The sequence below is a fragment of the Variovorax sp. MHTC-1 genome (assembly GCF_003984645.1).
In the GTDB taxonomy this organism is placed as follows: Bacteria; Pseudomonadota; Gammaproteobacteria; order Burkholderiales; family Burkholderiaceae_C; genus Variovorax.
Genome location: NZ_RWKI01000001.1, coordinates 462,559 through 488,438, shown reverse-complemented (window position 1 = coordinate 488,438; position 25,880 = coordinate 462,559). Strand labels below are relative to the sequence as shown.

Annotated in this window: 28 protein-coding genes; 11 read left to right on the top strand and 17 right to left on the bottom strand. The window is 66.8% G+C overall.

Annotation, left to right across the window (positions count from 1 at the left end):
• Positions 1 to 3 precede the first annotated feature (3 nt).
• The 5 genes from EJI01_RS02305 to EJI01_RS02285 all read left to right on the top strand — a co-directional run bounded on the left by EJI01_RS02305 (position 4) and on the right by EJI01_RS02285 (position 5,492).
• Positions 4 to 672 carry an RlmE family RNA methyltransferase gene (locus EJI01_RS02305; protein WP_126835482.1) on the top strand — a complete coding sequence of 223 codons (669 nt, stop codon included), beginning with the start codon at positions 4 to 6 and terminating at the stop codon, positions 670 to 672.
• Between the two features lie 165 nt (positions 673 to 837).
• Complete coding sequence (gene ftsH, locus EJI01_RS02300; RefSeq protein ID WP_126835481.1) at positions 838 to 2,757, top strand: ATP-dependent zinc metalloprotease FtsH; 1,920 nt, start codon at positions 838 to 840, stop codon at positions 2,755 to 2,757.
• Positions 2,758 to 2,815: 58 nt separating this feature from the next.
• The gene (gene folP, locus EJI01_RS02295; RefSeq protein WP_260602275.1) at positions 2,816 to 3,676 is read left to right on the top strand and encodes a dihydropteroate synthase; all 861 of its coding nucleotides are present in this window, start codon (positions 2,816 to 2,818) and stop codon (positions 3,674 to 3,676) included.
• Positions 3,673 to 5,007, top strand: a complete 1,335-nt coding sequence (gene glmM, locus EJI01_RS02290) for a phosphoglucosamine mutase (protein WP_126835480.1) — start codon at positions 3,673 to 3,675, stop codon at positions 5,005 to 5,007. Before folP ends, glmM begins: the two co-directional genes overlap by 4 nt.
• Positions 5,004 to 5,492 (top strand): GNAT family N-acetyltransferase, encoded by a 489-nt coding sequence (locus EJI01_RS02285; protein WP_409513923.1) that lies wholly within the window; start codon positions 5,004 to 5,006, stop codon positions 5,490 to 5,492. Before glmM ends, EJI01_RS02285 begins: the two co-directional genes overlap by 4 nt.
• Here EJI01_RS02285 and EJI01_RS02280 read toward each other — a convergent pair whose 3' ends face one another.
• From EJI01_RS02280 to EJI01_RS02260, 5 genes are all read right to left on the bottom strand, one after another.
• The gene (locus EJI01_RS02280) at positions 5,493 to 6,764 is read right to left on the bottom strand and encodes an acyl-CoA dehydrogenase family protein (protein ID WP_126835479.1); all 1,272 of its coding nucleotides are present in this window, start codon (positions 6,762 to 6,764) and stop codon (positions 5,493 to 5,495) included.
• 122 nt (positions 6,765 to 6,886) lie between these two features.
• Entirely contained in the window at positions 6,887 to 7,975 is a 1,089-nt protein-coding gene (locus EJI01_RS02275) for a phosphotransferase (protein ID WP_126835478.1), read from the bottom strand.
• Between the two features lie 14 nt (positions 7,976 to 7,989).
• A complete protein-coding gene (locus EJI01_RS02270) occupies positions 7,990 to 8,709 on the bottom strand; it encodes a Crp/Fnr family transcriptional regulator (protein WP_093107781.1) in 720 nt (239 codons plus the stop codon).
• Between the two features lie 55 nt (positions 8,710 to 8,764).
• On the bottom strand, positions 8,765 to 9,544 hold the full coding sequence (locus tag EJI01_RS02265; protein ID WP_126835477.1) for an oxepin-CoA hydrolase, alternative type: 780 nt from the start codon (positions 9,542 to 9,544) through the stop codon (positions 8,765 to 8,767).
• 12 nt (positions 9,545 to 9,556) lie between these two features.
• Complete coding sequence (locus EJI01_RS02260; protein ID WP_126835476.1) at positions 9,557 to 11,077, bottom strand: 3-hydroxyacyl-CoA dehydrogenase; 1,521 nt, start codon at positions 11,075 to 11,077, stop codon at positions 9,557 to 9,559.
• 147 nt (positions 11,078 to 11,224) lie between these two features.
• On the opposite strand from EJI01_RS02260, the gene EJI01_RS02255 reads away from it, so the two are divergent.
• Positions 11,225 to 13,360, top strand: coding sequence for a tetratricopeptide repeat protein (locus EJI01_RS02255; RefSeq protein WP_126835475.1), 2,136 nt, complete (start codon positions 11,225 to 11,227; stop codon positions 13,358 to 13,360).
• On the opposite strand, the gene EJI01_RS02250 is transcribed toward EJI01_RS02255, so the two are convergent.
• The 4 genes from EJI01_RS02250 to lexA all read right to left on the bottom strand — a co-directional run bounded on the left by EJI01_RS02250 (position 13,350) and on the right by lexA (position 16,751).
• Positions 13,350 to 14,522 carry an MFS transporter gene (locus tag EJI01_RS02250; RefSeq protein ID WP_126835474.1) on the bottom strand — a complete coding sequence of 391 codons (1,173 nt, stop codon included), beginning with the start codon at positions 14,520 to 14,522 and terminating at the stop codon, positions 13,350 to 13,352. The genes EJI01_RS02255 and EJI01_RS02250 overlap by 11 nt on opposite strands.
• On the bottom strand, positions 14,519 to 15,526 hold the full coding sequence (locus EJI01_RS02245; RefSeq protein ID WP_126835473.1) for a D-2-hydroxyacid dehydrogenase family protein: 1,008 nt from the start codon (positions 15,524 to 15,526) through the stop codon (positions 14,519 to 14,521). Before EJI01_RS02245 ends, EJI01_RS02250 begins: the two co-directional genes overlap by 4 nt.
• A gap of 93 nt (positions 15,527 to 15,619) precedes the next feature.
• Complete coding sequence (locus EJI01_RS02240; RefSeq protein ID WP_126835472.1) at positions 15,620 to 15,955, bottom strand: hypothetical protein; 336 nt, start codon at positions 15,953 to 15,955, stop codon at positions 15,620 to 15,622.
• Positions 15,956 to 16,076: 121 nt separating this feature from the next.
• Positions 16,077 to 16,751: a transcriptional repressor LexA gene (lexA, locus tag EJI01_RS02235; protein ID WP_093107767.1), complete on the bottom strand. Its 675-nt coding sequence runs from the start codon at positions 16,749 to 16,751 to the stop codon at positions 16,077 to 16,079.
• A gap of 74 nt (positions 16,752 to 16,825) precedes the next feature.
• Here lexA and EJI01_RS02230 point away from each other — a divergent pair, with 74 nt between their 5' ends.
• From EJI01_RS02230 to EJI01_RS02220, 3 genes are read left to right on the top strand one after another with little or no spacing between them, the layout of a single operon-like run.
• The gene (locus EJI01_RS02230) at positions 16,826 to 17,821 is read left to right on the top strand and encodes an asparaginase (protein ID WP_126835471.1); all 996 of its coding nucleotides are present in this window, start codon (positions 16,826 to 16,828) and stop codon (positions 17,819 to 17,821) included.
• 4 nt (positions 17,822 to 17,825) lie between these two features.
• On the top strand, positions 17,826 to 18,242 hold the full coding sequence (locus EJI01_RS02225) for a hypothetical protein (RefSeq protein WP_126835470.1): 417 nt from the start codon (positions 17,826 to 17,828) through the stop codon (positions 18,240 to 18,242).
• Positions 18,243 to 18,263: 21 nt separating this feature from the next.
• Positions 18,264 to 18,737 carry a DUF6152 family protein gene (locus EJI01_RS02220; protein WP_126835469.1) on the top strand — a complete coding sequence of 158 codons (474 nt, stop codon included), beginning with the start codon at positions 18,264 to 18,266 and terminating at the stop codon, positions 18,735 to 18,737.
• Here the strand turns inward: EJI01_RS02220 and adk are convergent, their stop codons facing one another.
• The 6 genes from adk to EJI01_RS02190 form a co-directional block, all read right to left on the bottom strand.
• Positions 18,738 to 19,394: an adenylate kinase gene (gene adk, locus EJI01_RS02215; RefSeq protein WP_126835468.1), complete on the bottom strand. Its 657-nt coding sequence runs from the start codon at positions 19,392 to 19,394 to the stop codon at positions 18,738 to 18,740.
• Positions 19,395 to 19,517: 123 nt separating this feature from the next.
• A complete protein-coding gene (gene kdsB, locus EJI01_RS02210) occupies positions 19,518 to 20,282 on the bottom strand; it encodes a 3-deoxy-manno-octulosonate cytidylyltransferase (protein ID WP_126835467.1) in 765 nt (254 codons plus the stop codon).
• Between the two features lie 2 nt (positions 20,283 to 20,284).
• A complete protein-coding gene (locus EJI01_RS02205) occupies positions 20,285 to 20,467 on the bottom strand; it encodes a Trm112 family protein (protein ID WP_093107755.1) in 183 nt (60 codons plus the stop codon).
• Positions 20,448 to 21,428, bottom strand: coding sequence for a tetraacyldisaccharide 4'-kinase (gene lpxK / locus EJI01_RS02200; protein WP_126835466.1), 981 nt, complete (start codon positions 21,426 to 21,428; stop codon positions 20,448 to 20,450). The genes EJI01_RS02205 and lpxK overlap by 20 nt, the downstream gene beginning before the upstream one ends.
• A 1-nt stretch (position 21,429) precedes the next feature.
• Entirely contained in the window at positions 21,430 to 21,855 is a 426-nt protein-coding gene (locus tag EJI01_RS02195; RefSeq protein WP_126835682.1) for an ExbD/TolR family protein, read from the bottom strand.
• Between the two features lie 94 nt (positions 21,856 to 21,949).
• Positions 21,950 to 22,582 carry a MotA/TolQ/ExbB proton channel family protein gene (locus tag EJI01_RS02190; RefSeq protein ID WP_126835681.1) on the bottom strand — a complete coding sequence of 211 codons (633 nt, stop codon included), beginning with the start codon at positions 22,580 to 22,582 and terminating at the stop codon, positions 21,950 to 21,952.
• A 313-nt stretch (positions 22,583 to 22,895) separates the two neighbouring features.
• Here EJI01_RS02190 and xseA point away from each other — a divergent pair, with 313 nt between their 5' ends.
• Positions 22,896 to 24,206 carry an exodeoxyribonuclease VII large subunit gene (xseA, locus tag EJI01_RS02185; RefSeq protein ID WP_126835465.1) on the top strand — a complete coding sequence of 437 codons (1,311 nt, stop codon included), beginning with the start codon at positions 22,896 to 22,898 and terminating at the stop codon, positions 24,204 to 24,206.
• 47 nt (positions 24,207 to 24,253) lie between these two features.
• A complete protein-coding gene (locus EJI01_RS02180; protein WP_126835464.1) occupies positions 24,254 to 24,835 on the top strand; it encodes a superoxide dismutase in 582 nt (193 codons plus the stop codon).
• 60 nt (positions 24,836 to 24,895) lie between these two features.
• On the opposite strand, the gene EJI01_RS02175 is transcribed toward EJI01_RS02180, so the two are convergent.
• Both EJI01_RS02175 and EJI01_RS02170 read right to left on the bottom strand, forming a co-directional pair.
• Positions 24,896 to 25,348 (bottom strand): DUF192 domain-containing protein, encoded by a 453-nt coding sequence (locus EJI01_RS02175; RefSeq protein ID WP_126835463.1) that lies wholly within the window; start codon positions 25,346 to 25,348, stop codon positions 24,896 to 24,898.
• A gap of 142 nt (positions 25,349 to 25,490) precedes the next feature.
• The gene (locus tag EJI01_RS02170) at positions 25,491 to 25,808 is read right to left on the bottom strand and encodes a cell envelope biogenesis protein TolA (RefSeq protein WP_126835462.1); all 318 of its coding nucleotides are present in this window, start codon (positions 25,806 to 25,808) and stop codon (positions 25,491 to 25,493) included.
• Positions 25,809 to 25,880: the final 72 nt, after the last annotated feature.

The following is a 25,880-nucleotide window of genomic DNA, read 5'->3' as shown; positions in this document are numbered from 1 at the left end:
TCAATGAATCCCAAACCCAAAGCCAAGAAGCTCAACAAGGCATGGCTGCATGACCACATCAACGACCCCTACGTGAAGCTGGCCACGCGGGAGGGATACCGGGCCCGCGCGGCCTACAAGCTCAAGGAAATCGACGAGACGCTGGGCCTGATCCGGCCGGGCAACCTGGTGGTCGACCTGGGCTCGACGCCCGGCGCCTGGAGCCAGTACGTTCGGCGCAGGCTGTCGCCCGGCGGGGCAGCGGCCGGTGAACTGGACGGCACGATCATCGCGCTCGACATCCTGCCAATGGAGCCGATCGAGGGCGTGACCTTCCTGCAGGGCGACTTCCGCGAGGCCGAGGTGCTTGAGCGGCTCGCGCAAGCCATGGACGGCCGGCTCGCCGATGTCGTCGTGTCCGACATGGCGCCCAACCTGTCGGGCATCTCCTCGGCCGACTCAGCCCGCGTCGCGCATCTGGTCGAGCTTGCAATCGACTTCGCGCGCCACCACATGAAGCCGGAAGGCGCGCTGGTCGCCAAGTTGTTCCACGGCAGCGGCTACAGCGAGCTGACGCAGCTGTTCAAGAGCAACTTCAGGGTGGTAAAGCCCTTGAAACCCAAGGCTTCGCGCGACAAATCGTCCGAGACCTTCATGGTCGGCATCGGGCTCAAGAACGTCGATACGAATTGATACCTGGGTGCCAATCGGCATCGGCATCCCAAAACCGTGCACGTCCTATGGCTGCTATAGGGAAATTCCGGCATTTCGCAGGTTGAAAAGCCTAAAATGAACGCCAATTGCGTGCCCTAGCGCGTTTTTTGTTTTCGTGTCACGCGCTTTCGACTGGAGCTTCGTTTGAACAATCAGTGGTTTTCCAAAGTTGCCGTCTGGCTCGTCATTGCGATGGTGTTGTTCACTGTGTTCAAGCAGTTCGACACCCGCGGTGTCGCCGGTGCCGGCAATGTCGGTTACTCCGACTTCCTCGAGGAAGTCCGCAGCAACCGCATCAAGAGCGCAACCATCCAGGAAGGCCAGGGTGGCAGCGAGATCGTCGCGATCACCAACGACGACCGCAAGATCCGCACGACGGCCACCTACCTCGATCGCGGCCTGGTCGGCGACCTGATCGCCAACAACGTCAAGTTCGACGTCAAGCCGCGCGAAGAAGGCTCCCTCCTCATGACGCTGCTGGTGAGCTGGGGTCCGATGCTGCTGCTGATCGGCGTCTGGGTCTACTTCATGCGCCAGATGCAGGGCGGCGGCAAGGGCGGCGCCTTCAGCTTCGGCAAGAGCAAGGCGCGCATGCTCGACGAGAACAACAACCAGGTGACCTTCGCCGACGTCGCAGGCTGCGACGAGGCCAAGGAGGAAGTCAAGGAAGTCGTCGATTTCCTGAAGGACCCAGCCAAGTTCCAGAAGCTCGGCGGCCGCATCCCGCGCGGCCTGCTGCTGGTCGGCCCCCCCGGCACCGGCAAGACCTTGCTGGCCAAGGGCATCGCCGGCGAGGCCAAGGTGCCGTTCTTCTCGATTTCCGGTTCGGACTTCGTCGAGATGTTCGTCGGCGTGGGCGCGGCCCGCGTGCGCGACATGTTCGAGAACGCCAAGAAGAACGCCCCCTGCATCATCTTCATCGATGAAATCGATGCCGTCGGCCGCCAGCGCGGCGCCGGCCTGGGCGGTGGCAACGACGAGCGCGAGCAGACCCTCAACCAGATGCTGGTCGAGATGGACGGCTTCGAAACCAACCTCGGCGTGATCGTGGTCGCTGCGACCAACCGCCCCGACATCCTGGACGCCGCGCTGCTGCGCCCGGGCCGTTTCGACCGCCAGGTCTACGTGACGCTGCCGGACATCCGCGGCCGCGAGCAGATCCTCAACGTGCACATGCGCAAGGTGCCACTCGGCCAGGACGTGAACCCGAGCATCATCGCGCGCGGCACGCCGGGCATGTCGGGCGCGGACCTGGCCAACCTGTGCAACGAGGCCGCGCTGATGGCCGCGCGACGCAATGCGCGCGTGGTCGAGATGCAGGACTTCGAGAAGGCCAAGGACAAGATCTTCATGGGCCCCGAGCGCAAGAGCATGGTCATGCCCGAGGAAGAGCGCCGCAACACGGCTTACCACGAGTCCGGCCACGCGCTGATCGGCAAGCTGCTGCCCAAGTGCGACCCGGTGCACAAGGTCACCATCATCCCGCGCGGCCGCGCGCTGGGCGTGACGATGAGCCTGCCGGCGCAAGACCGCTACAGCTACGACCGCGAGTACATGCTGAACCAGATCAGCATGCTGTTCGGCGGCCGCATTGCCGAAGAAGTGTTCATGCACCAGATGACCACCGGCGCCAGCAACGACTTCGAGCGTGCCACGCAGATCGCGCGCGACATGGTGATGCGCTACGGCATGACCGAATCGCTGGGCCCGATGGTCTACGCCGAGAACGAGGGTGAAGTCTTCCTCGGCCGCTCGGTCACCAAGACGACCAACATGAGCGAGTCGACGATGCAGAAGGTCGATGCCGAGGTGCGCCGCATCATCGACGAGCAGTACGCGCTTGCGCGTCGCCTGATCGAGGAAAACAGCGACAAGATGCACGCCATGGCCAAGGCGCTGCTCGAATGGGAAACCATCGACACCGAGCAGCTCGACGACATCATGGCCGGCCGCGCACCGCGTCCGCCCAAGGACTGGACGCCGCGCATCCCGCCATCGGGCAGCGGCGGCGGCAATGGCGGTACGCCGGCGGTGAATCCGGATCCGGCGCCGACAGCGGCTTGAGCATGATGCTTTGCCGATCGACGGGGCCTCTGGCCCCGTTTTTTCTTTGAAAGGGTGTATGACGATCTGGCGCACGACGCGCTTTGCCATCGACCTCGCGCAGCCGCGCGTGATGGGCATCGTCAACGTCACGCCCGATTCCTTTTCCGACGGCGGTGCACATGCCTCGACCGAGGCCGCCGTGCGGCACTGCGTTCAACTGGTCGAAGAGGGCGCCGACATCCTGGACATCGGCGGCGAGTCCACGCGGCCCGGCAGTCCTGCGGTGCCGCTGGCCGAGGAACTGGACCGTGTGCTCCCGGTGGTGCGCGAGGCAGTGAAACTGGGCGTGCCGGTCTCGGTCGATACCTACAAGCCCGAGCTGATGCGCGCGGTGCTGGAGCTCGGCGCCGACATCATCAACGACGTCTGGGCGCTGCGCCGGCCCGGCGCGCGCGAGGCCGTGGCGGCGCATCCCTCGTGCGGCGTCTGCCTGATGCACATGCATCGCGACCCTCAAACCATGCAGGCGGCGCCGATGGAGGGCGACGTGCTGCCCGCGGTGCATGCCTTCCTGACGCAGGGTGCGAAGGAACTGCTGGCGCTGGGCGTCGGTGCGGATCGCATCGTGCTCGACCCGGGCATCGGCTTCGGCAAGACCGTGGCGCAGAATTTCGCCTTGCTCGCACGCCAGCAGGAACTGCTCGCCGCCGGCTGGCCGCTCCTGATCGGCTGGTCGCGCAAGTCGTCGCTCGGCGCCGTCACCGGCATCGAGTCGGCGGCCGAGCGCATCGTGCCCAGCGTGGCGGCGGCGGTCCTGGCCGTCGAGCGCGGCGCCTCCATCTTGCGCGTGCATGATGTGCGCGAAACGACCGCCGCGCTGGCCGTATGGCGCGCCATGAGACAAGAACAACAAGCACGACAGGAGCCATATCCATGACAAGAAAATATTTCGGTACCGATGGCATCCGCGGCACGGTCGGCCAGGCGCCGATCACGCCGGACTTCGTGCTGCGGCTCGCGCATGCCGTCGGCCGCGTGCTCAAGAAGACGGAAGCGCGACCGGCCGTGCTGATCGGCAAGGACACGCGCATCTCTGGCTACATGCTGGAGTCGGCGCTCGAATCGGGGTTCAACTCGGCCGGCGTCGATGTGGTTCTGCTGGGGCCGCTGCCGACGCCGGGCGTGGCCTACCTGACGCGTGCCCAGCGGGCCAGTCTGGGCGTGGTGATCAGCGCCAGCCACAACGCCTATCCGGATAACGGCATCAAGTTCTTCAGCGCGCATGGCACCAAGCTCAGCGACGAATGGGAGCTGGCGGTCGAGGCCGCGCTCGAAGAGCCGCCCGTCTGGGCCGATTCGGCGCAGCTCGGCAAGGCGCGCCGGCTCAACGATGCGCCGGGCCGCTACACCGAGTTCTGCAAAAGCACTTTTGCCAACGACCTCACGCTGCGCGGTCTGAAGCTGGTGGTCGACGGCGCCCACGGCGCGGCCTACCAGGTGGCGCCGCAGGTGTTCCATGAGCTCGGTGCCGACGTGGTCAGCATCGGCTGCGCACCGGACGGCCTGAACATCAACAAGGGCTTCGGCGCCACGCATCCCCAGGCGTTGATCGACGCGGTGCGGACGCAGGGCGCGCACTACGGCATTGCGCTCGATGGCGATGCCGATCGCCTCCAACTCGTGGACGCAAGCGGGCGCCTGTTCAATGGCGACGAGCTTCTCTACCTGATGGTGATGGAGCGCATCGCGCGCGGCGAGAAGCCGACGGGCGTGGTCGGCACCCTGATGACCAACAAGGCCGTCGAGATGGCGCTGCGCGGCCAGGGCATCGAGTTCGTTCGCGCCCGCGTGGGCGACCGCTACGTGCTGGAAGAGCTCGAAAAGCGCCGCTGGCTACTCGGTGGCGAGGGCTCCGGCCACCTGCTCGCGCTCGACCGCCACACGACCGGCGACGGCATCGTGAGCGCGCTGCAGGTGCTGCAAGCTTGCCAGCGCAGCGGCAAGCGCGTGGACGAACTGCTGGCCGACGTCACGCTCTTTCCGCAGACCCTCATCAACGTCCGCTTGGCCCAAGGGCAGGACTGGAAATCGAATCGGGCACTGGCGGCCGAAACCCGGCGCGCCGAGGCCGAATTGGGCGATGCAGGGCGCGTGCTGATCCGCGCCAGCGGCACCGAGCCGCTGCTGCGCGTGATGGTCGAGGCGCGCGACGCGGCGCAGGCCGAGGCCTGCGCGAAACGCCTGGTGGCGGCTGTCGAGGCGGGTTGAAGCGCGTGATCGACATCCTGCTCGCGGACTACCGCAACCCCGCGCATGCGCGTGCGCTGGTCGATCTGCTGGACAGCTATGCGCGCGATCCCGCCGGCGGTGGCACGCCGCTGGCGCCCGAGGTGCTGGCCGAACTGCCCGAGGCGCTGGCGGCACGGCCGCAGGCCTTCAGCGTGCTGGCCTGCGACGGCGACCTGCCCATCGGCCTCGTCAACTGCATCGAAGGCTTCTCGACCTTCGCCTGCAAGCCCCTGGTCAATGTGCATGACGTGGTCGTGCTGGCCAGCCACCGCGGCCAGCGGGTCGCGCAGCGCATGCTGATGCGCGTCGAGGAAGAGGCCCGCGCGCGCGGCGCGTGCAAGCTCACGCTCGAGGTGCTGTCGGGCAACCGGAGCGCGCTGCGTGCCTACAAGCGCGAAGGCTTTGCCGGCTACCAGCTCGACCCGGCCTTCGGCTCGGCCATGTTCCTGCAGAAGAAGCTCTGATCAGAAGCGCGTGACGGGCATTTCGGCGTCGCCCTTGCCGGTGCCGTACTTGCCCAGTTCCCACTTGGCGATCGCATTGCGGTGCACCTCGTCCGGACCGTCGGCGAAGCGCAGGGCGCGCGCGCCCACATAGGCGTAGGCGAGCGGGAAGTCGTCGGACATGCCGCCGCCGCCGTGCACCTGCATGGCCCAGTCGATCACCTGGCAAGCCATGCTCGGCGCAACCACCTTGATCATCGCGATCTCGTTCTTGGCGACCTTGTTGCCGGCCACATCCATCAGCCAGGCGGCCTTCAGCGTCAGCAGCCGCGCCATGTCGATCTTGCAGCGCGCTTCGGCGATGCGTTCCTGCGTCACGGTCTGCGAGGCGACGGACTTGCCGAATGCCACGCGTGACGACGCGCGCTTACACATCAGCTCGAGCGCGCGCTCGGCCAGGCCGATCAGGCGCATGCAGTGGTGGATGCGTCCCGGGCCCAGGCGGCCCTGCGCGATCTCGAAGCCGCGCCCCTCGCCGAGCAGCATGTTGCCGGCCGGCACGCGCACGTTCTCGAAGTACATCTCGACGTGGCCGTGCGGCGCATCGTCGTAGCCCATCACGTTGAGCGGGCGCACGATACGGATGCCCTTGGCATCGGCCGGCACCACGATCATGCTCTGCTGCGAGTGGCGCGGCGCCTCCGGGTCGCTCTTGCCCATCGTGATGAAGACCGCGCAGCGCGGATCGGCCGCGCCGGAGATCCACCACTTGTGGCCGTTGATCACGTACTCGTCGCCTTGCCGCTCGACGCGGGTGGCGATGTTGGTGGCGTCGCTCGATGCGACCTCGGGCTCGGTCATCGCGAAGGCTGAGCGGATCTCGCCCTCCAGCAGCGGCTTGAGCCAGCGTGCCTTGATCTCGTCCGAGCCGTAGCGCGCAATGGTTTCCATGTTGCCGGTGTCGGGCGCCGAGCAGTTGAAGGCCTCGCTGGCCCATGGCACGCGGCCCATGATCTCGGCCAGCGGCGCGTATTCCTGGTTGGTGAGGCCGGCGCCTTCGTAGCCCGATGCAGCAGCGCTGTCGACCGGCAGGAACAGGTTCCAAAGGCCCTGGGTCTTCGCCTTCTGCTTGAGCTTCTCGACGGTCTTGAGGGCAGTCCAGCGCTTGCCGGCCGCGGTGTTGGCGGCCAGTTCAGCCGCGTACTCGGCTTCCGCCGGGTAGATGTGGTCTTCCATGAAGGCGGTGACGCGCTTCTGCAAGTCCTTGGTCTTGGCCGAATACTCGAAATCCATGGTGTCTCCTGGGTGAGTGAACGTTTAGGCGGCCGCCGCCGGGCCGCCCCAAGGCGAGCCGCGCCTCCCCCTCGAGGGGTGGCGAACTACACGCAGCGAAGCGAAGTGAAAAGCCGGGGGGCTCATGCTTTTTCTGCGAATTGCCAGGCCATCTCGGCCATCGGTCGCGCACCGCGGCCCGAGGCCACGGCTTGCTCGCTCGATGCGGTACCGGCCTCGACCCGCTTGGCAATGCCTTGCAGGATCGCGGCCATGCGGAACAGGTTGTAGGCCTGGTAGAAGTTCCAGTCGGTCGCGAGCGCCTCGGGCGTCGTGATCCCGGTGCGATCGCAGTACTTGCGGATGTATTCGCTCTCGGTCGGAATGCCGAGGCTCTTCAGATCGAGGCCGCCGATGCCGCGGAACGAGCCCGGCGCGATGTGCCAGGACATGCAGTGGTAGCTGAAATCGGCCAGCGGGTGGCCCAGCGTCGAGAGCTCCCAGTCGAGCACCGCGATCGCGCGCGGCTCGGTGGCGTGGAACATCAGGTTGTCGAGCCGGTAGTCGCCATGCACGATCGAGGTCATCTTCTCGTCGCGTGCACTGGCCGGAATGTGCGCGGGCAGCCATTCCATCAGGCGGTCCATCTCGGGGATGGGCTGCGTGATCGAGGCCACATACTGCTTGCTCCAGCGGCCGATCTGGCGCTCGAAATAATTGCCGGGCTTGCCGTAGTCGGCCAGGCCGCGCTCGGCGAACTTCACGGTGTGCAGGGCCGCGATGACGCGGTTCATCTCGTCGTAGATGGCGGCGCGCTCGGCATTGCTCATGCCGGGCAGCGACTGGTCCCACAGCACGCGGCCGGCCATGAACTCCATGACGTAGAAGGCACGCCCGATGACGGCTTCGTCTTCGCACAGGCAGTGCATCCGCGGCACCGGCACGCCAGTGCCGGCCAGGCCGCTCATGACCTTGAACTCGCGCTCGACCGCATGGGCCGAAGGCAGCAGCTTGGCGACGGGGCCGGGCTTGGCGCGCATCACGTAGCTTTGAGTCGGCGTGACCAGCTTGTAGGTCGGATTGGACTGTCCGCCCTTGAACATCTCCACCGTGAGCGGCCCCTTGAAGCCGTCGAGGTTCTTGTCGAGCCAGGCGGTCAGCGCATCGACGTCGAAAACGTGCTGCTTGGAGACGGCACGGGTGCCGACGAAGTTGTCGAAGTCCTGGGTCATGTCTCTGCTGTCTTTTATTGGTCGGCTTCGGAAATGCGCATCAGCGCCGCGCGGTCCAGCACTACCAGGCCGCCCGGCTCGATGCGGATCGCGTCCTCGCGTTCCATGGCCTTGAGCTCCTGATTCACGCGCTGGCGCGAGGCGCCGAGCAGTTGGGCCAGCTCTTCCTGCGCCAGGTGCAGCCCGATGCGCATCTGGCTTCCGTCCGCCAGGTTCGGCACGCCGTAGCTGCGCACCAGGTGGATGAGCTGCTTGGCGAGCCTGGCGCGCAAGGGCAGCGTATTGAGATCCTCGACCAGCCCGAAGAGCTGACGGATGCGCCGTGCCTGCAGGCGCATCAGGGCTTCGTAGAGCTCGACGTGGTTCGACAGGATCTTCTGGAAATCGGCGCGCGCCACGCAGAGGATCGTGGTCTCGCCATGCGCATAGGCATCGTGGGTTCGCCGGTCGCCGTCGAACATCGCCACGTCGCCGAACCAGATGCCCGGTTCCACATAGGTCAGCGTGACCTGCTTGCCCGAGACTGCCGTCGAGCTCACGCGCACCGCGCCCTTGGCGCAAGCGATCCACTGCTCCGGCGGGTCGCCGCGTGCAGCGATCAGCTCGCCGTCCTTGTAGCGTTTGACGAAAGCACATCGGAGGATGTCGTGACGAAGGGATGGAGAAAGAGAAGAGAACCAGCGACCACCATTGATCGCTTCTCGTTCTTCGATGGTAAGAATGGGGTCGTCCATGGACTGTCCTGTGCGTGACTGAAAGGCTGAGGGTTGTCGCGGGAGCGACGCATCGCTACTCGTAGCGCGGCGTTTCCTTTGCGAGGAAAGCGGCGATCCCGATGCCGGCGTTGCGGTGGTGCAGGTTGCGCACGAAGTGATCGCGCTCCTGCGAGAGCTGGGAGGCCAATGTGGCGCCGCGCGCCTCGCTCAGCAGCTCCTTGATGCTGGCCAGCGAGTTGGGTGCGCGTGCGTTGAGTCGGTTCGCCAGCGCGAGCGCCGCACTCAAGGCCTGTCCGCTCTCGGTGATCTCATTCACCAGGCCGAGCGCATGCAGGCGCTCGGCCTCGATGCGCCCTCCGAGCATGAGCCATTCGCTCGCGAGCTGCCGGGGCAGTGCCTGAGCGAGATGCCAGCTCAACCCGCCGTCCGGCGACAACGCGACGGTGCTGTACGAGGCGGCGAATACCGCATCTCGCGCGGCGACGATGAAGTCGCAGGCCGCGGCGAGCGAGAAGCCGGCGCCGGCCGCTGCGCCCTCGACGGCTGCGATCACTGGCTTCGGGAAGGTGCGGATCGAATCGATCCAGCTGTGCAGCGCTTCGATGCTTTCGGCCTGCACCGAGGGGTCGCGTTCGCGATTGGCCGAGAGGCGCTGCAGGGAGCCGCCGGCGCAGAACCATGCGCCTTCGCCGACCAGCACGACGCTGCGGATCTCGTCGCTGTTCTCGGCGCCGCTGAGCGCCTCGATGCCGGCCGCATACATCTCGGGGCCCAGCGCATTGCGCTGCGAGGGGTTGGAGAGCGTGAGGACCATGGTGTGTCCCTCGCTCGTGCTTTTCAGTTCTGCGCTCATGGTCGTGGTCTCTTACTCTTCTTCATGCGTGAGGCTTAGGCCGAGCGCGCCGCGGCGGCGCAGCCACGGGCTCGGGCGGTAGCGAGGGTCACCGTAGACGGTTTGGAGGTTGAACAGCACCTCCAGCACATTGGTCGGCCCGTAGAGATCGCCCATGGCGAGCGGGCCCTGTGGGTAGCCGAGGCCCAGGCGCACGGCGACGTCGAGGTCGGCGGGCGAGCAGACGCGCTGCTGGCACATGTCGGCGGCGATGTTCACGATGGTGCCGATCACGCGCTGGGTGACGAAGCCGCCGCTGTCGCGGATCACGCTCACCGCCTTGCCGTCGCGCGCGAACAGCGCATGGGCCGTATCACGCACATCGCGCCGCGTCGCGGGATTTGTGGCCAGCACGCGGCGCTTGGTGGCCGCGTCGTCCACCATCAGGTCAATGCCGACCGTGCGCGTGGCGTCGAGCCGTTCGACGGCGGCCACGGTCGTGACGTCGAAGCCCAGCGGCGCGACCAGAATCAAGGCGGCGGACGAGGGCGTGGCACCGCTTTCGAGCTGCGCGCCCAGCGCGTGCACCAGCCGCAGCAGCTCAGGGCGCCGCGCCGCGCGCGGTGAGACCCACACCGCCGGATTCGCGTCGATGGTCGGCGCGGGTGCTTCGGGCGCCATCTGCGCCACGCCCTCGACATAGCGGTAGAAGCCTTCGCCGGTCTTGCGGCCGAGCGCGCCGGCGGCGAGCCGCTGCGCGGTGATCACGCTGGGGCGGAAGCGCGGCTCCTCGTAATACTGGCGGTAGATCGACTCCATCACCGGATGGGAAACATCGAGCGCCGTCAGATCGAGCAGCTCGAATGGCCCGAGGCGAAAGCCCGCCTGGTCCTTGAGGATGCGGTCGATGGTGGCGAAGTCCGCCACGCCTTCGCCGGCGATGCGCAGCGCCTCGGTGCCGTAGCCGCGCCCCGCGTGGTTGACGATGAAGCCGGGCGTGTCCTTGGCCTGCACCGCGGTATGGCCCATTTGCGCGGCGTAGTCCGCGAGCCGGCGGCAGACGTCGGCTTCGGTCTTGAAGCCGGCCACGACCTCGACCACCTTCATCAAGGGCACCGGGTTGAAGAAATGAAAACCCGCCATGCGCTCGGGCTGCGCCATCACCGCGGCGATGGCGGTGACCGAGAGCGAGGAGGTGTTGGTCGCCAGCACGGCGGAGGGCGCAACCACCGCTTCGAGTTCGCGGAACAGCTTGCGCTTGACCTCGAGGTCTTCGACCACGGCCTCGATCACGAGCTCGCAGCTGGCGAGCGCCTGGACCGATTCGACGGCGCGGACTCGCGCGGACAGCGCGTCGCGCTGCGCCTGGTCCAGCTTGCCCTTCTCGTGCTGCTTCTGCCACTGTGCGAGGATGGCATCGCGTCCGCGGACCGCGGCGCCTTCGAAGCTGTCGAGCAGCAGGACCTCGCTCCCGGCCTGCGCTGCGATCTGCGCGATGCCGCGCCCCATCGCGCCGGCACCGATGATGCCCACATTGGAAAAGTTCACAGTCATTTGATAATTGTCTCTCTGAGGATGGCTGGCACGGACGCCCATGCCAGAATGTGTCTACTTTCGATTACTTTTTGTCGAACCATTTTGCAACTCCCACGTCTCGCTGCGGCCCTGTTTTTATTCGGGTTCGCACTTGAATCGCTTGCCTTGACGATCGGGCGGCCCCAAGGGGCTGTTTGGATCGGCAAGCCGCTGGATGTGGTGATCCCGCTGTCGCTGGATGCTGCCGGAGACAGCGGCGCGTTGTGCCTCGAGGCCGAGGTCGTGCAGGGGGACACCCGCATCGCCGATCGGAGCCTGACTGTATCGCTGGAGCCGGGGCCGAACGTCAGCAGTCCGCGCATGCATATCCGTTCCACCGTTGCCGTGGACGAACCCGTGGTCAATGTGAGCGTGCGCGCCGGCTGCGATACGAAGTCGACACGCAGCTATGTGCTGCTGGCCGACGTGCCCTCCGAACCCGTGCTGCCCGTTCTTGCGCCGGGTGCGAGGGCATCGGCCGAGACGCCGGCGCGAGCGCCCGCGCGCGCACCATCGCGTGCTGCGGCGGGAGGTGCATCGTCCGGCCTCGAAGGATCGGCCGCAGCGCCGGCGCGGCGCAGCGCTGCAGCGGCGCCTGCCGCACGTACGCGCGATGCCGACGCGCAGTCGCCGCGTCCCAGCACTGCTCCTGCGCCCGCGCCGCGCCGGGCCGCCGCCGCACAACCGCCCGCCGCACCGCGTGCGGCAGCACCGCGCACTGCCCCGACGCCAACGGCCGCAGAACCGAGGCGCGAGACCGCCGCCGGATCCCGGCTGCAACTCGAAACGCTGGAGCCGGTTCCCGTCGCGCAGCCCGGCCTCAAGGCAAGTCCGCTACTGACGCTGCCGGCCAGCGAAGACTCCGCGCGCCGCGCCGCGGCCGCCGCCGAATGGCGCGTGCTCAACACCGAGCCCGAAGCGGCGCAGCGCGAGGCCCAACGCATGCAAGCGCTGGAAGCCACGCTGACCGCGCTGCGCGAGCAGACGGCGCAGAACCAGCGCACCTTGCTCGAGATGCGCAGCGAACTCGCGCAGGCGCGCGACAGCCGCTACCGCAATCCACTCGTCTACGCCCTGATCGCCCTGTTGCTGATCGCGCTGGTGGCGATCGTGCTGTTGTGGCGCATGGCGCGCCGAGCCGCAGCGCCGGCGTGGTGGGGCGAGACGCCGTCGAAGGGCGAGGGCGGTCCCACGCGGCCGAGTTCCTTGCGCGCACTGCTCGAGGAGGAGCCGGACGTCGACTCCGTACCGCCGCGGCGGCGCAGCGCGAACGCCACCAGCTTCGGCGCGGCCACCTTTGCGGCCATGGAGCCCGACGACGACAGCGGCTTTGGCGAACCCGAACCCCAGCCTGCACGCACGCCCGACGGCGTGCCGGCGCGGCCGGTCAACACCGAAGAACTGTTCGACGTGCAGCAGCAGTCGGACTTCTTCCTCTCGCTCGGCCAGCACGACCAGGCGATCGCGGTGCTGCGCGAACACATCGCCGCCAATCCCGGCACCAGCGCGCTGGCCTACCTGGACCTGCTTCGGATTTTTCATTCGCTGGGGCGCAAGGAGGACTATGCGCGCCTGGCGGAGGAGTTCGAACGGGCCTTCAACGCCGACGTGCCGGCGTTCGAGAATTTCAATGAGACGGGCAAGGGCCTCGAACACTATCGCAGCACCCTCGCGCGCATCGAATCGCAATGGCCTGCGCCGGGCACCCTGGCGCTGATCGAGGAGCTGATATTCCGAAAGCCTGGCGCGCACGAGGACGAGGCCTTCGACCTGGCGGCCTACCAGGAACTGCTGCTGCTTTATTCCGTGGCCAAGGAAGTGATCGATCCGAACAGCGCACCGCCTGCGCCCGTCACGCCGCATTCCTTCGTCGACACCTTCGGCCACGACCAGCTGGCCACGACGCCTGCGCCGCTCGATCGCGAGCGCGCACCCGAGGCCGTCGAGTACGCCCCGACGCTGCCTCCCTCGATCTACGGCGCCATCGACGGCGACCTTCACCATGAGACCGTGCTGGTGCCGGATGAGCCGCTGCCGGCGCCTCCCGCAGGCCCCGGACCGGTGTCGCGCGCCAAGCCCGACATCGACCTGGACCTCGCCGAATTCGACAAGACGGCCTTCGAAACCATGCGAGCACCGATCGAGACGCCGAAGCTGGCGCCGGCACCGTCCAGCGACCCTCACGTGATCGATTTCGAACTCTTCGATCCGGCCACGGAGGCGGAGATAGCTCCCAAGCCGACCAGGCCGGTCAAGCGCTGAACGCAGGGGCGCGGCGTCGCGCCCGGTCGACCGCCAGGCTGAGCGCCAGCGCACAGAGCAGCATCGCCAGGCCGGCCCAGCTCATCCAGGCGATCGCTTCATGGGCCAGCAGCCAGCCTCCGGCCGCGGCACCCACCGCCTGCCCCACGTAGATGCCGGAACTGTTGAGCGCCACCGAGCCCGGTGCGAGGGCGGGCGCCATCGAGACCAGGCGAGCCTGCTGAGCCGAGTTCGTGGCGAAGCAGCCGAAGCCCCAGGGCACGATGATCAGCGCCAGCCATGCGAGCGTCACGCCCAGGGGCCACAGAAGAAGGCTCAGCGTGATCAGCGAGGTCGTGAGCAGCACCATCTGCGAGGCGCCCACGCGGTCGATGTACCGGCTCACAAGCATGTTGCCGAGAAGGCCGCAGATGCCGAACCAGCCCCACATCAGGCCTAGTGCCGTCGCGTCCGCTCCCAGCGTTTGCTTGAGCACGGGTGCGAAATAGCTGAACAGCACGAACTGGCCCGCGCCTTGCAGCGCGGTGACGGAGACAACACCCATCAGCAGCGGACTCTTGAGCACCCGGGCCCAGGCCGCGCGCGACAGCGCGGCCGGCCGGATGCCGGGCGGCAGCTTGCGCCAGATCCAGGCGGCGCTGAGGAGCGACAGGAGTGCGATCGCCGCGAACGCGGTGCGCCAGCCGAAATGGCCGCCGATCAGCGCGCCGAGCGGAAGGCCCAGCACCGAGGCCATGGACCATCCCAGAAAAACGAAGGTGACGGCGCGGCCGCGTTGCTCGAGCGGCACCAGCAGTCCGACGCAGGCGGCCGCCTGCGGCGTGAAGATCGCAGGCGCAACGACCGTCAGCATGCGCACCACCAGCAACCCGCCGAAATTCGGCATCAGCGTCGCGACCAGATGCCCTGCCGCATACCACAGCATGGTGCAGGCGAGCAGCATCCGGCGGTCCCAGCCCGCGACCACGGCCGCCAGCAGGGGTGCGCCGAGGCACATCACGATCGCGCCCGCGGTGATCAGCTGGCCGGCGGTGGCTGCACTGACCTGCAGCGAGGTGCTGAGTTCGTTGAGCGTGCCGGGCACCACCATCACGCCCGTCCCGATCACGAAGTTGCCCGCCAGCAGGGCCCACAGCGCCGCCGGCAGCGCAGGTTGTTTCAACGGCGGACCTGCAGGGCGCCCGGATTCACGATGTTGGTCGGGTTGCCCTTGATGAAGCTGACGACGTTGTCGAAAGCCTGGCCGAAGTACATCTCGTAGCTGTCCTGCTCGACGTAGCCGATGTGCGGAGTGCAGATGCAGTTTTCCAGGCGCAGCAGCGCGTGGCCTTGCAGCGGCGGCTCGCTCTCGAACACATCGACGGCCGCCAGCCCGGGCCGGCCGCGGTTGAGGGCCGCGAGCAGCGCGTCCTGTTCGACCAGTTCGGCGCGCGAGGTGTTGACGAAAAGGGCGGTGGGCTTCATGCGCGAAAGATCCTCGAGCGTGACCAGGCCCCGTGTCTCCTCCGCCAGACGCAGATGGATCGAAAGCACATCGGCAACACTGAAGAAGGTTTCCCGGTTCGGGGCCACCTGGAAGCCGTCCGACCTTGCCCGGGTGCAGCTCTCCTCGCGGCCCCAGATCACGACCTGCATGCCGAAAGCTTGCCCGTAGCGTGCGACCAGCTGGCCGATGCGCCCATAACCCCAGATGCAAAGCGTCTTGCCCTTGAGCACCGAGCCGAGCCCGAAATTGGGCGGCATCGAAGCCGACTTGAGCCCCGACTGCTGCCAGGCGCCATGCTTGAGATTGCTGATGTACTGTGGCAAGCGGCGCATCGCCGTCATGATCAGCGCCCAGGTGAGTTCGGCCGGCGCCAGCGGCGAGCCCGTGCCTTCGGCCACCGCGATGCCTTGCTCGGTGCACGCATGCACGTCGATGTGGCTGCCGACGCGGCCGGTCTGCGAAATGAGCTTGAGCTTGGGGAGCTTCTCGATCAGCTGGCGAGAGATCTGTGTGCGTTCGCGGATCAGCACGATCACGTCGGCATCCTTGAGCCGCACCGAGAGCTGCCCGATGCCTTTGACCGTGTTGGTGTAGACCTTGGCCGCGTATGCGTCGAGCTTGGAAGCGCAGCGCAGCTTGCGCACCGCGTCCTGGTAGTCGTCGAGGATCACAATGTTCATGGCATGCCATTGTGCCTCGCACCATCCACATGCTCCGTAGTCCGTCTTCCGCGGACGCATGGCGTCCGCGGACAACCCCGGCCCGGTACTACCTCAATGCAGATGCCGGGCGTTCGATATCGTGCCCGCAGCCTCCAGGGCGGCCAACCGGTCGAGTTCGGCGCAGACATCCGCCATGCGGCCCGAGATCACGACGCGGCCCGTGTTTCGGCCGGATTGCTGTGCATCGACTGTGCGCACCACGCGCAGGGGCCGCGCCGGTGCAGGCGCGTGGGCCGAGGCCGCAGCGCCGGCACGCGAGCCGCAGCTGGGCCGGATCCCGACATAGCGAAGGCCTGACGAGCGCCTGCGGCGCGAAGTCATCCAGCGATCGGCCAGCGATTGCAGCGGCATGAACAGATCAGCAAAACTGAGAAGAGCGATTCCCATGTGAACTCCAGAAAAGTCAGAGATTGAACACAGGCAGGATTGCTTTCATCGGCTGCTACAGGGTGATGGCCCCTCGGCCATACGCCCGCCACCTGTTACGGCCGGATAAGGAATGGAGGCCCTACATCAGCATCGTGTTGCGGATCAGGCCCACGGCCAGGCCTTCGATCTCGAAAGGCTCGCCGGGCTGAACGACGATGGTGGGGTAGTCGGGATTTTCCGCATGCAGCTCGATGACCTGCTTGTTGCGCTTGAGGCGCTTGACCGTGACTTCGTCGCCGAGCCGGGCCACCACGATTTGGCCGTTGCGGGCTTCCTTGGTGGCCTGTACAGCCAGCAGGTCGCCGTCCATGATGCCGGCGTCGCGCATGGACATGCCGCGCACCTTGAGCAGGTAGTCGGGCTGGCGCTGGAACAGGGTGTTCTCGACGTAGTAGGTCTGATCGACATGCTCCTGCGCAAGGATGGGCGAACCCGCAGCCACGCGGCCGATCAGCGGCAGAGCGAGTTGCGCCATGCCGGGCAGCGACAAGGAGAACTGGTTGTTGCGTGATTCGTTCAGCGAGCGCAGCGCGTCGCCCTTGAGGCGGATGCCGCGCGAGGTGCCGCTCACGAGTTCGATCACGCCCTTGCGTGCCAGTGCCTGCAAATGTTCTTCGGCAGCGTTGGCCGACTTGAAGCCCAGTTCGGCAGCGATCTCGGCACGCGTGGGCGGGGCGCCGGTACGCGCGATGGCGCTCTGGATCAGGTCCAGAATCTGTTGCTGGCGGGCGGTAAGCTTGACGGCGAACTGCATTGATGACTCCTTGCGGCACTGGCTGAATATCCAGTACCTGTATTTTTAACCAGTTTCCGGAAGTTTGGCAAGCCATGGTCGAAACCCCTCGAGAAGGCAAGCGCCGCGTGATTGTTCTGGGCACCGGCGGCACCATCGCCGGCCGGGCCGCGGCGGCTGGCGACAACATCGGCTACACCGCCGGCCAGGTAGGCGTGACGGAGCTGCTGGGCGGCATCGAAGCGCCCGACGGCATTGCGCTCGCGGCCGAGCAGGTGGCGCAGGCCGACAGCAAGGACATGAGCTTCGCGATCTGGCGCACACTGGCCGCGCGTTGCGCCCATTGGCTCGCTGAGACCGACGTTGCGGGCCTCGTCATCACCCACGGCACCGACACCCTGGAGGAAACGGCCTTCTTCCTGCAGTCGGTGCTGGCGCCGTCGAAGCCGGTGGTCCTGACCTGCGCGATGCGGCCCGCGACCGCACTGTCGCCCGACGGGCCGCAGAACGTGCGCGACGCGATCGCGGTCGCGTCCAGCCCCGGCGCGGGGGGCGTCGTGGCGGTTTGTGCGGGCACGGTGCACAGCGCCTTCGATGTGCAGAAGGTCCACACCTACCGGCTGGACGCTTTCGACTCCGGGGACGCGGGACCGCTGGCCTATGTGGAGGAGGGCGCGGTGCGCGGCCTGCGAAGCTGGCCGGCGTCGCCGCCGCAGCATGCGCGCGGCTTGTTCGAACGGATGACCCGGGCCACTCGATGGCCGCGTGTGGAAATCGTGGTGAGTCACGCGGAAGCGCGCGGCAGCCTGATCGATGCACTGGTCCGCGAGCGGCAGTCCGGGGCCGCCGAGCCGGTAGATGGACTGGTGCTCGCAGCCACCGGCAACGGCACCCTGCACCTTGCGCTGGAAGAAGCGGCGCTGCGGGCGCAGGACGCCGGCATTGCGATCGTGCGTGCCACGCGATGCATGCAGGGCCGCATCCTGCCGGCGCCGAACGCACCCTTGCGTGACGCGGGCGCGCTGACTCCGGTCAAAGCGCGTATCACGCTCGTGCTGGAGCTGATGGCCGATCATTCGGCCACCGATTGAGATCATGTTCAGCGCCCTGCAGTCGCATGCGTGGGCCTATCCGGCGCTGGAGGCGGTGCACATCGTGGGCATTGCGCTGCTGCTCGGCAATCTCGTCGCGCTCGAGCTTCGGGTGTTCGGGCGCGCGGCCGCCTTGCCGATGCAGCCGATGGCCAGGCTGTCGTTGTCGATCGCGCTCGGCGGCTTCACGCTCGCGGCGGCCAGCGGCTCGCTGATGTTCGCGACCCAGCCGGGCGAACTGCTCGCCAACCGCGCCTTCGTGATCAAGATGGGGTTGCTGCTCGCGGCCGGATGCAACGCCGGGTGGTTCCATGTACGCGGGTCCTTGCGCAAACTCGACGCGCTGGCGCGGGTACAGATGTTGTTGTCCACTGCGATCTGGCTGGCTGTCGTGTTCTGCGGCCGCTGGATCGCGTACTGAAGAGAAGAAGGAGTTTTTCCGATGAAACGTCGCAGCATCGTCATTGCCACCGCATGCCTTCCCGTTGCGGCCCCGTTCGCTTGGGCGCATCACGGCTGGAGCAGCTTCGACCAGGACCGTCCGCTCTACCTCGAAGGAAAGGTCGTGCGCGCGCGCTGGCAGAACCCGCATGCCGAATTGGTGATCGAGGTTTCGCCGGGTCTCAAGGTGCCGGCCGACCTCGCGACGCGGCAGCCGCCCGCGCAGAGCGCGCCGGTCGACGGCCCCGGGCTTCTTGCCAAGGCGAGCGCGCCGCGCCGCGCCGATCGTCAGTGGACGCTGGAGCTGGCGCCGCTGACACGCCTGGAGGCCTGGAAGATTGCGGAGATCAAGCCCGGCGCCAACATCTCGGCGGTGGGCTTCACCTTCAAGGAAGAAAAAGGCGAGCCGGTGATGCGGGTCGAATACCTGTTCGCCGACGGCAAGGTCTACGGGCTGCGCTCCAGCCCGGCCTGATCAACTGCCGAGGGCGGCGAGCGCGCGCTGTGTGATCTCGTCGACCGTGCCGACGCCGCTGATGGCGCGGTACTTCGGCGCGGCGGCCGGGTCCGCCTTCGCCCAGGCCGAGTAATAGTCGACCAGCGGCCGGGTCTGTTGGCTGTAGACCTCGAGCCGCTTGCGCACGGTATCTTCCTTGTCGTCCTCGCGCTGGATCAGGTCTTCGCCGGTGAGGTCGTCCTTGCCTTCGGTCTTCGGCGGATTGAATTTGACGTGGTAGATGCGTCCCGATGCCGGGTGCGAGCGGCGCCCGCTCATGCGTTCGACGATGTCGGCGAAAGGCACGTCGATCTCGAGCACGTAGTCGATCTTGACGCCCGCCGAGCGCATGGCCTCGGCCTGTGGAATGGTGCGCGGGAAGCCGTCGAACAGAAAGCCCTGGGCGCAGTCCGGCGACGCGATGCGCTCCTTGACGAGGTCGATGATCAGGTCGTCGCTCACCAGGGCGCCGGCATCCATCACGGCCTTGGCCTGGAGCCCGAGCGGCGTGCCGGCCTTGACGGCGGCGCGCAGCATGTCGCCGGTCGAGATTTGAGGAATGCCGTATTTCCGGCAAATGAAGGCCGCCTGCGTGCCTTTGCCTGCCCCGGGGGCGCCCAACAAAATCAGTCTCATGGTGTCCTCGGACGGTTCTTCGATTTCTGTCGCGCCATGCGTTTCACGAGTGAGATTGCAGGGCGGAGTTGCGTCGAGGATAGCACGCGCTCCACGGCCGATTGGGCCTGCGCAGGGACGAAATCAGGCGTCGGAAAGCAGTGCGCGGACGCGCTCCAGATCTTCCGGCGTGTCGATGCCCGGCCCGGGTGCATGGGCGCTTACGTGCACGGCGATGCGATGCCCGTGCCACAGCGCGCGCAGCTGTTCCAGGGCCTCCGTGGCCTCGACCGGTGCCGGCGGCATGCTCGGAAACTGGCGCACGAAGCCGGCGCGGTAGCCGTAGATGCCGATGTGGCGCAGTGCAGCGGGCGAGTCCGGCAACACCATGGTCCCGCCTTTCGCGAAGCCATCGCGCCAGCAGGGAATCGGTGCGCGACTGAAGTACAGCGCATTGCCCTGTGCGTCGAGCACGGTTTTCACGACGTTCGGATTGAGGAAGTCGTCGATGGATTCGATCGCGTGGGCGGCCGTGCTCATCGAGGCGTCGGGGTGCGAGGCGAGCGTGTGGGCCACGGCGTCGATCAACGCCGGGTCGATCAGCGGCTCGTCGCCCTGGACATTCACGACGATCGCGTCGTCGGCAAGGCCGAGCTGCGCACAGGCCTCGGCGAGACGATCGCTGCCGCTCGCGTGGTCGGTGCGCGTGAGCAGAGCCTGGACGCCGTGCGCCGTGCAGGCATCGACGATGCGCGCATCGTCGGCGGCCACCACCACGCGCTCGGCGCTCGATTGCAGCGCACGCTGCGCGACGCGCACCACCATCGGCAGGCCGGCAATATCGGCCAGAGGCTTGTCGGGCAATCGTGTGGACGCGAGCCGAGCCGGGATCAGGACGGTGAACCGCAAGGTCAAAGTCCCAACTCTTCGTCCGACAGCGTGCGCGCCTCGGTTTCGAGCAGCACCGGGATGCCGTCGCGCACCGGGTAGGCGAGGCGGGCGCTGCGCGAGGCGAGCTCCTGCTTCTCGGCGTTCCATGTGAGCGGACCCTTGGTCACGGGGCAGACGAGCAGTTCAAGCAGCTTGGTGTCCATCGAGCGATGATAGCTTTGCATCGAGCGCTGAAAAGAAGGCGGGCTCGGGTTCGAACACCAGCGGCAGCGCCAGCGCGTCGGGGGCGCGGCGCCACAGCTTCACAGCGTCTTTCTCGGTGCAGATCAGCGTGTAGCCGTTGCCCGGTGGCGGCGTCCAGTCGCTGAAATCGTGGTGATCCGGCAATGCAATGCCCTGCTGCGGTACCAGGGCGCGTTCGCGCAGCATCTGGAAGAAGGCCTCGGGCTTTGCGATCGCGGCGACCGCGACCAGCGCCCGGCCGGCCAGGGAGGCGAGCGGGACCGGCGTGCCATCGAGGCGCAGCGCATGGTCAGCCAGCGCACGTCGCGCCGTGAAGCCGGCGAAAGCGGGGCGCGTACCGGTGTGAATCACCAGGTCGCAGCGGCGCGGCCAACGCTCGCGCAGCGGGCCGGCCGGCAGCAGCCAGCCGTTGCCCGTGCCACGGTCGTCGAAGACGCAGATCTCGATGTCGCGCGCCAGCGCAAGGTGCTGCAGGCCATCGTCGCTCACGATGAGCTGCGTGTCCGGATGAAGCGCCAGCAGGGCGCGCACCGCTTCGGCACGCTGCCGCGCCACGAAGACCGGCACAGCGGTCGAGCGGCGAATCAGCGCCGGCTCGTCGCCGACCTCGCGCGGATCGCTGTCGTCCTGCACTGCGCGGCAGTCGTCGGTCGCTCGCCCGTAGCCGCGCGACACCACGCCGACCTTCCATCCTCGGGCTCGGAGGTGCCGAACGATCGCCATCACGACGGGCGTCTTGCCGGAACCGCCGGCGATCACGTTGCCGACAACGATCACCGGCACGCCGGCGCGCTCGGTCTGCAGAACGCCCAGGCGATAGAGCGCGCGCCGGATCGCAGCCAAGGCGCCATAGAGCAGCGAGAAAGGCCACAGCAGCCGCGCGAGCGTCCCGCGTTGCAGCCAGGCACGCTGCAGGCTCAAGCTAGCGTCCCGCCTGCGCGGCCGACTGCGTGGCGAAGGTGATTTGCATGAGGCCCGCGCGCCGCGCGCCTTCCATCACCGTGATCACGGATTGATGGGCGGCACTGGCATCGGCGCTGATGATGACGACGCTGTCCTTGCCGCCGTTCGCCGCGGTGCCCAGCGCTGCGGCCACCGTCTCCACACTGCGGTCGGGCAGCTGGGTCTTGTTGATCGAATAGCGTCCGTCGGCTGACACGGCGACGATCACTTCCTTCGGGTAGTCGCGCTGGGCCTCCACGTCGGCGACCGGAAGGCGCAACTGCATCTCGGTGAACTTGCTGTAGGTGGTCGAGAGCATCAGGAAAATCAGCACGACCAGCAGGACGTCGATGAACGGGATCAGGTTGATCTCGGGCCCTTCCTTCGAGCCGTGGCTGAAATGCATGCGTCTCATGACCAGCCTCCGCCGGGCCGTCCCAAGGAGGCTGGCGCCCCCTCGGGGGACAGCGCAGCACACGAAGTGGCAAGCATGGGGGCGTTCATGACCGCAGCGTATTCAGGTGGCGGGCAAAGCGTTCGCCGGCGAGTTCCAGGTTCAGCAGATATTCGTCCACCCGGCTGCGGAAATAGCGCCAGAAGATCAGGGCGGGGATCGCGACGATCAGCCCGAAGGCGGTGTTGTAGAGCGCCACCGAGATACCGTGCGCCAGCTGGGCCGGGTTGCCGGTGCCGACCGCGCCGCTGGCGGGCGACTGCGAACCGAAGATCTCGATCATGCCGACTACCGTGCCCAGCAGCCCCAGCAGCGGGGCCGCCGACGCGATGGTTGCGAGCGCCGGCAGGTAGCGCTCGAGCCGATGCGCGACCACGCGTCCGGCCGATTCCATAGACGCGCGCAGATCGTCTTCGGTCGAGAGGGGGTTGGAGTTCAAAGTGCGGAAGCCGGCGGCCAGCACCTCGCCGAGCCCCGAGTTTCTTTCCAGCTTCGTCACCACGTCCGGGCCCGGGACCGCGGTGCGCGAGACCGTGATGGCCTCGTCGAGCAACTTGGGCGGAAGGACCTTGGAGGTCTTCAGGCTGGTGAATCTCTCGATGACGAGCGCGAGCGCAATCACCGAACAAGCGAGCAGCGGCCAGATTGGCCAGCCCGCAGCAACTATGATCGAAAACAAGTATTCCTCCGGCCCCGTGGACTGCAAATGCGCGGCGATTATCCACTGCCGCGGAGCATTGTTCCGATTTGTATTCGCTGTAGGTTCAGACGCACAGTTTCTGTGGATAACTTTGTGGCTAACCCTCGGCGCAAGTCATCCGGGGCTATATGCGGCGGGCCTTCCGCCAGATCGACTGAATTTTGAGCAGCATTTTTTTCAATCAGATCAATGGCTTGCACGTGAACTCGTGGGTGTCGTGCGGATGCTTCGTGCAGCCGGAAGGCAGCGCCCCCGCTTGTGGACGACTGCCCGCCTGTAACGCCGCCGCGACATGAACGAGCGTGAAGCAATTCCGGCGGGACCACGGGTCTGGGCCGTGGGCGCGCTGTGTCGTGCGGTGGCCGATGCGCTCGAGGCGCGCTTCAATCCGGTCGCGGTGCGCGGCGAGATTTCCGGGTTTTCGCGTGCGGCCAGCGGCCATTGCTACTTTGCGCTGAAAGACGAATCGGGCCAGTTGCGCTGCGCCATGTTCCGGCGCGCCGCAGGCCTGCTCGATTTCTCACCGCGCGATGGCGACCAGGTCGAGGTGCGTGGCCGATTGGCGTTGTACGAGCCGCGCGGCGACCTGCAACTGGTGGTCGAGAGCCTGCGTCGAGCGGGGCAGGGCGCGCTGTTCGAACAGTTTTTGCAGCGCAAGGCGCAGCTGGAGGCCGAGGGTCTTTTCGATACCGCCCGCAAGCGACCGCTTCCCCCCATGCCGCGCGCGATCGGCGTCGTGACCTCGCTTGGCGCGGCAGCCTTGCATGACGTCGTCACCGCATTGCGCCGCCGCGTGCCGCACATCTCCGTGGTGCTGGCGCCGGCAGCGGTGCAGGGTGCCGGCGCGCCGCCGGAGCTGGTGCGCTCGCTGCAGTCGCTCTACGCGCTGCAGCCGGCGGTCGACGTGATCCTGCTGGTGCGCGGCGGTGGCTCTATCGAGGACCTTTGGGCCTTCAACGACGAGTGGCTGGCACGCACGATCGTGCAGAGTCCGGTGCCGGTGATCAGCGGCGTCGGCCACGAAACCGACTTCACCATCGCCGACTTCTGCGCCGACCTGCGCGCACCAACGCCGACCGCCGCGGCCGAACTCGTCGCTGCTCCGCGCGATTCGTGGCTCGGTGCGCTCGATCTGCTCGAAGAGCGGCTGCGCGATGCGATCTCCGCGCGCCTCGACACCCTGAGCCAGCGTCTCGATGTGGCCGCAGGCAGGCTGGGGCGCCCATCGACGCTGGTGACGCGGCAGCACCTGCGCCTGGCGCATCATGCGCAACGATTGCAATACGCCGTGCTCTCGAGGACGCAGCGGCTCGCGCAAACGCAGCAGGCCTTGCGTGCGGAGTTGCCGCTCAAGTTCACGCGTGCCCTGGTTCAGCGCAAGGAACGGCTCGAACGGGCTGCGCTGCGCCTGCAACTGCTCGATCCGGCGTTGGTCCTGCAGCGCGGCTACGCGTGGCTCACGAATGAACAGGGGCAGGCCGTGACCAGCGTGCGCGGCCTGACACCCGGCGATGCGGTGCGCGCGCGCCTCGCCGACGGCACGATCGACATGACGGTCAATCAAACGGGGACAACGGGAACGCGTCCGACGCGAGCCTCGTGATTCCTTTTTAGAATGCTTCGTCCCACAACCAACCCGCGAGAAAAGACATGGAACACGTCCTCCCACCCCTGCCGTACGCGCTGGACGCCCTGGCGCCCGAGTATTCGAAGGAAACGATGGAATTCCACTACGGCAAGCATCACAACGCCTACGTGGTGAACCTGAACAACCTGCAAAAGGGCACCGAGTTCGAGAGCATGACGCTCGAAGAGATCGTCAAGAAGTCCAGCGGCGGGATCTACAACAACGCGGCCCAGATCTGGAACCACACCTTTTTCTGGAACTGCATGAAGCCTTCGGGCGGCGGCGAGCCCACGGGCGCGCTGGCCAAGGCCATCGATGCCAAGTGGGGCAGCTATGCGGCCTTCAAGGAAGCCTTCGTGAAGTCGGCGGTGGGCAACTTCGGCTCGGGCTGGACCTGGCTGGTGAAGAAGGCCGACGGCGCGGTGGACATCGTGAACATGGGTGCAGCGGGCACGCCGCTGACCACGGGCGACACGGCGCTGCTGACGGTCGACGTCTGGGAGCACGCCTACTACATCGACTACCGCAACCTGCGGCCCAAGTACGTGGAGACCTTCCTGGCCAAGCTGGTGAACTGGGACTTCGCGGCCAAGAACTTCGGTTGAGTCGAGGCCTTGCAAAAAAGCCGACCTGCGGGTCGGCTTTTTCATGAGCGGGCGGATGGTTCAGCGCCTGGCCGCAAACAGGTCGCCGCCGAGCTTCGCCCCCTTCTTGATGTTCTTCTTGGCGAACCAGCCCTGGTTCATCTCGAGCACGAAGCGCACCGGCTCTTCGGAACAATGCGACTCCTCGGTCAGCGGCTTCATGTCGGCCAGGTTGACGATGCGGCCATCGTCTGCCACGAAGGCTGCGGTGAGTGGAAGCAGGGTGTTCTTCATCCAGAAACATTGGGTCGCGGGCTGCTCGAAGACAAAGATCATGCCCTCGGTTTGCGGCATTTCCTTGCGGAACATCAGGCCGACCTGCCGCTGTTCCGGGGTCTGCGCGACCTGCGCGTCGATTTGATACATGCCCGCAGACAGCTTCACGCGCTGGAGATTGGTTTGAGCTTCCTGACCGTGTGCAAGAGTCATCAATGAAGCTGACAGCGCAATCAGGGCCACAAAACGCTGGAACATGGGTCGACTTTCAAAACGGTGGAATACAAACAAAAATGCCCGCTGAGGCGGGCATGAATTTGCCTTGAAGCTTACATCTTCTTGAGTGCAGACGAAAAAAAGCGTTCCGAAGAACGCTTTCTTTTAGTGGCGCCAAACCAGCTTACTGGGGCGTGGTGCCTTGCGCGGGAACCGGCTTCTTGCCGCCGCCCTTGGCCGGACGGCGCGTATCGCGCGAGTCACGGCGTGCCTGGGCGGCCTTGTCGGCGCCGGTCTCGGTCACGCCGCCGCTACCCTCTGCCACCTTGCCCTGGTCGCCGCCAGGAGCTTTGACCTGGCCGGCAGGCCTCGCGTCTTTCTTGGCTTCGGCGCGTTCGGCCGCCTTGCCCTTGGCTGTGGGGTCGACTTCGGCGGGCTTCGTCTGGGCATATGCGCCAACGGCGAACAGGCCGGCGATCATGACTGCGAGAACTTTGCTCATTACGGGTTCCTCTGTGGAGATGGATTGAAAATGCCTCCCGGCCAGCAGAAGGTCAGCCAACAACGAGAGCCC

Excerpts from the sequence above, each read along its gene's own strand:
- EJI01_RS02170 (WP_126835462.1), bottom strand. The coding sequence starts at position 25,808 with ATGAGCAAAGTTCTCGCAGTCATGATCGCCGGCCTGTTCGCCGTTGGC.
- EJI01_RS02195 (WP_126835682.1), bottom strand. The coding sequence starts at position 21,855 with ATGCATTTCAGCCACGGCTCGAAGGAAGGGCCCGAGATCAACCTGATC.
- adk (WP_126835468.1), bottom strand. The coding sequence starts at position 19,394 with ATGAGACTGATTTTGTTGGGCGCCCCCGGGGCAGGCAAAGGCACGCAG.
- glmM (WP_126835480.1), top strand. The coding sequence starts at position 3,673 with ATGACAAGAAAATATTTCGGTACCGATGGCATCCGCGGCACGGTCGGC.
- EJI01_RS02220 (WP_126835469.1), top strand. The coding sequence starts at position 18,264 with ATGAAACGTCGCAGCATCGTCATTGCCACCGCATGCCTTCCCGTTGCG.
- EJI01_RS02245 (WP_126835473.1), bottom strand. The coding sequence starts at position 15,526 with ATGAACATTGTGATCCTCGACGACTACCAGGACGCGGTGCGCAAGCTG.
- EJI01_RS02305 (WP_126835482.1), top strand. The coding sequence starts at position 4 with ATGAATCCCAAACCCAAAGCCAAGAAGCTCAACAAGGCATGGCTGCAT.
- EJI01_RS02270 (WP_093107781.1), bottom strand. The coding sequence starts at position 8,709 with ATGGACGACCCCATTCTTACCATCGAAGAACGAGAAGCGATCAATGGT.
- EJI01_RS02240 (WP_126835472.1), bottom strand. The coding sequence starts at position 15,955 with ATGGGAATCGCTCTTCTCAGTTTTGCTGATCTGTTCATGCCGCTGCAA.
- EJI01_RS02230 (WP_126835471.1), top strand. The coding sequence starts at position 16,826 with ATGGTCGAAACCCCTCGAGAAGGCAAGCGCCGCGTGATTGTTCTGGGC.
- lexA (WP_093107767.1), bottom strand. The coding sequence starts at position 16,751 with ATGCAGTTCGCCGTCAAGCTTACCGCCCGCCAGCAACAGATTCTGGAC.
- EJI01_RS02225 (WP_126835470.1), top strand. The coding sequence starts at position 17,826 with ATGTTCAGCGCCCTGCAGTCGCATGCGTGGGCCTATCCGGCGCTGGAG.
- EJI01_RS02175 (WP_126835463.1), bottom strand. The coding sequence starts at position 25,348 with ATGTTCCAGCGTTTTGTGGCCCTGATTGCGCTGTCAGCTTCATTGATG.
- EJI01_RS02280 (WP_126835479.1), bottom strand. The coding sequence starts at position 6,764 with ATGGATTTCGAGTATTCGGCCAAGACCAAGGACTTGCAGAAGCGCGTC.
- EJI01_RS02265 (WP_126835477.1), bottom strand. The coding sequence starts at position 9,544 with ATGAGCGCAGAACTGAAAAGCACGAGCGAGGGACACACCATGGTCCTC.
- EJI01_RS02260 (WP_126835476.1), bottom strand. The coding sequence starts at position 11,077 with ATGACTGTGAACTTTTCCAATGTGGGCATCATCGGTGCCGGCGCGATG.
- EJI01_RS02205 (WP_093107755.1), bottom strand. The coding sequence starts at position 20,467 with ATGGACACCAAGCTGCTTGAACTGCTCGTCTGCCCCGTGACCAAGGGT.
- xseA (WP_126835465.1), top strand. The coding sequence starts at position 22,896 with ATGAACGAGCGTGAAGCAATTCCGGCGGGACCACGGGTCTGGGCCGTG.
- folP (WP_260602275.1), top strand. The coding sequence starts at position 2,816 with ATGACGATCTGGCGCACGACGCGCTTTGCCATCGACCTCGCGCAGCCG.
- EJI01_RS02275 (WP_126835478.1), bottom strand. The coding sequence starts at position 7,975 with ATGACCCAGGACTTCGACAACTTCGTCGGCACCCGTGCCGTCTCCAAG.
- EJI01_RS02180 (WP_126835464.1), top strand. The coding sequence starts at position 24,254 with ATGGAACACGTCCTCCCACCCCTGCCGTACGCGCTGGACGCCCTGGCG.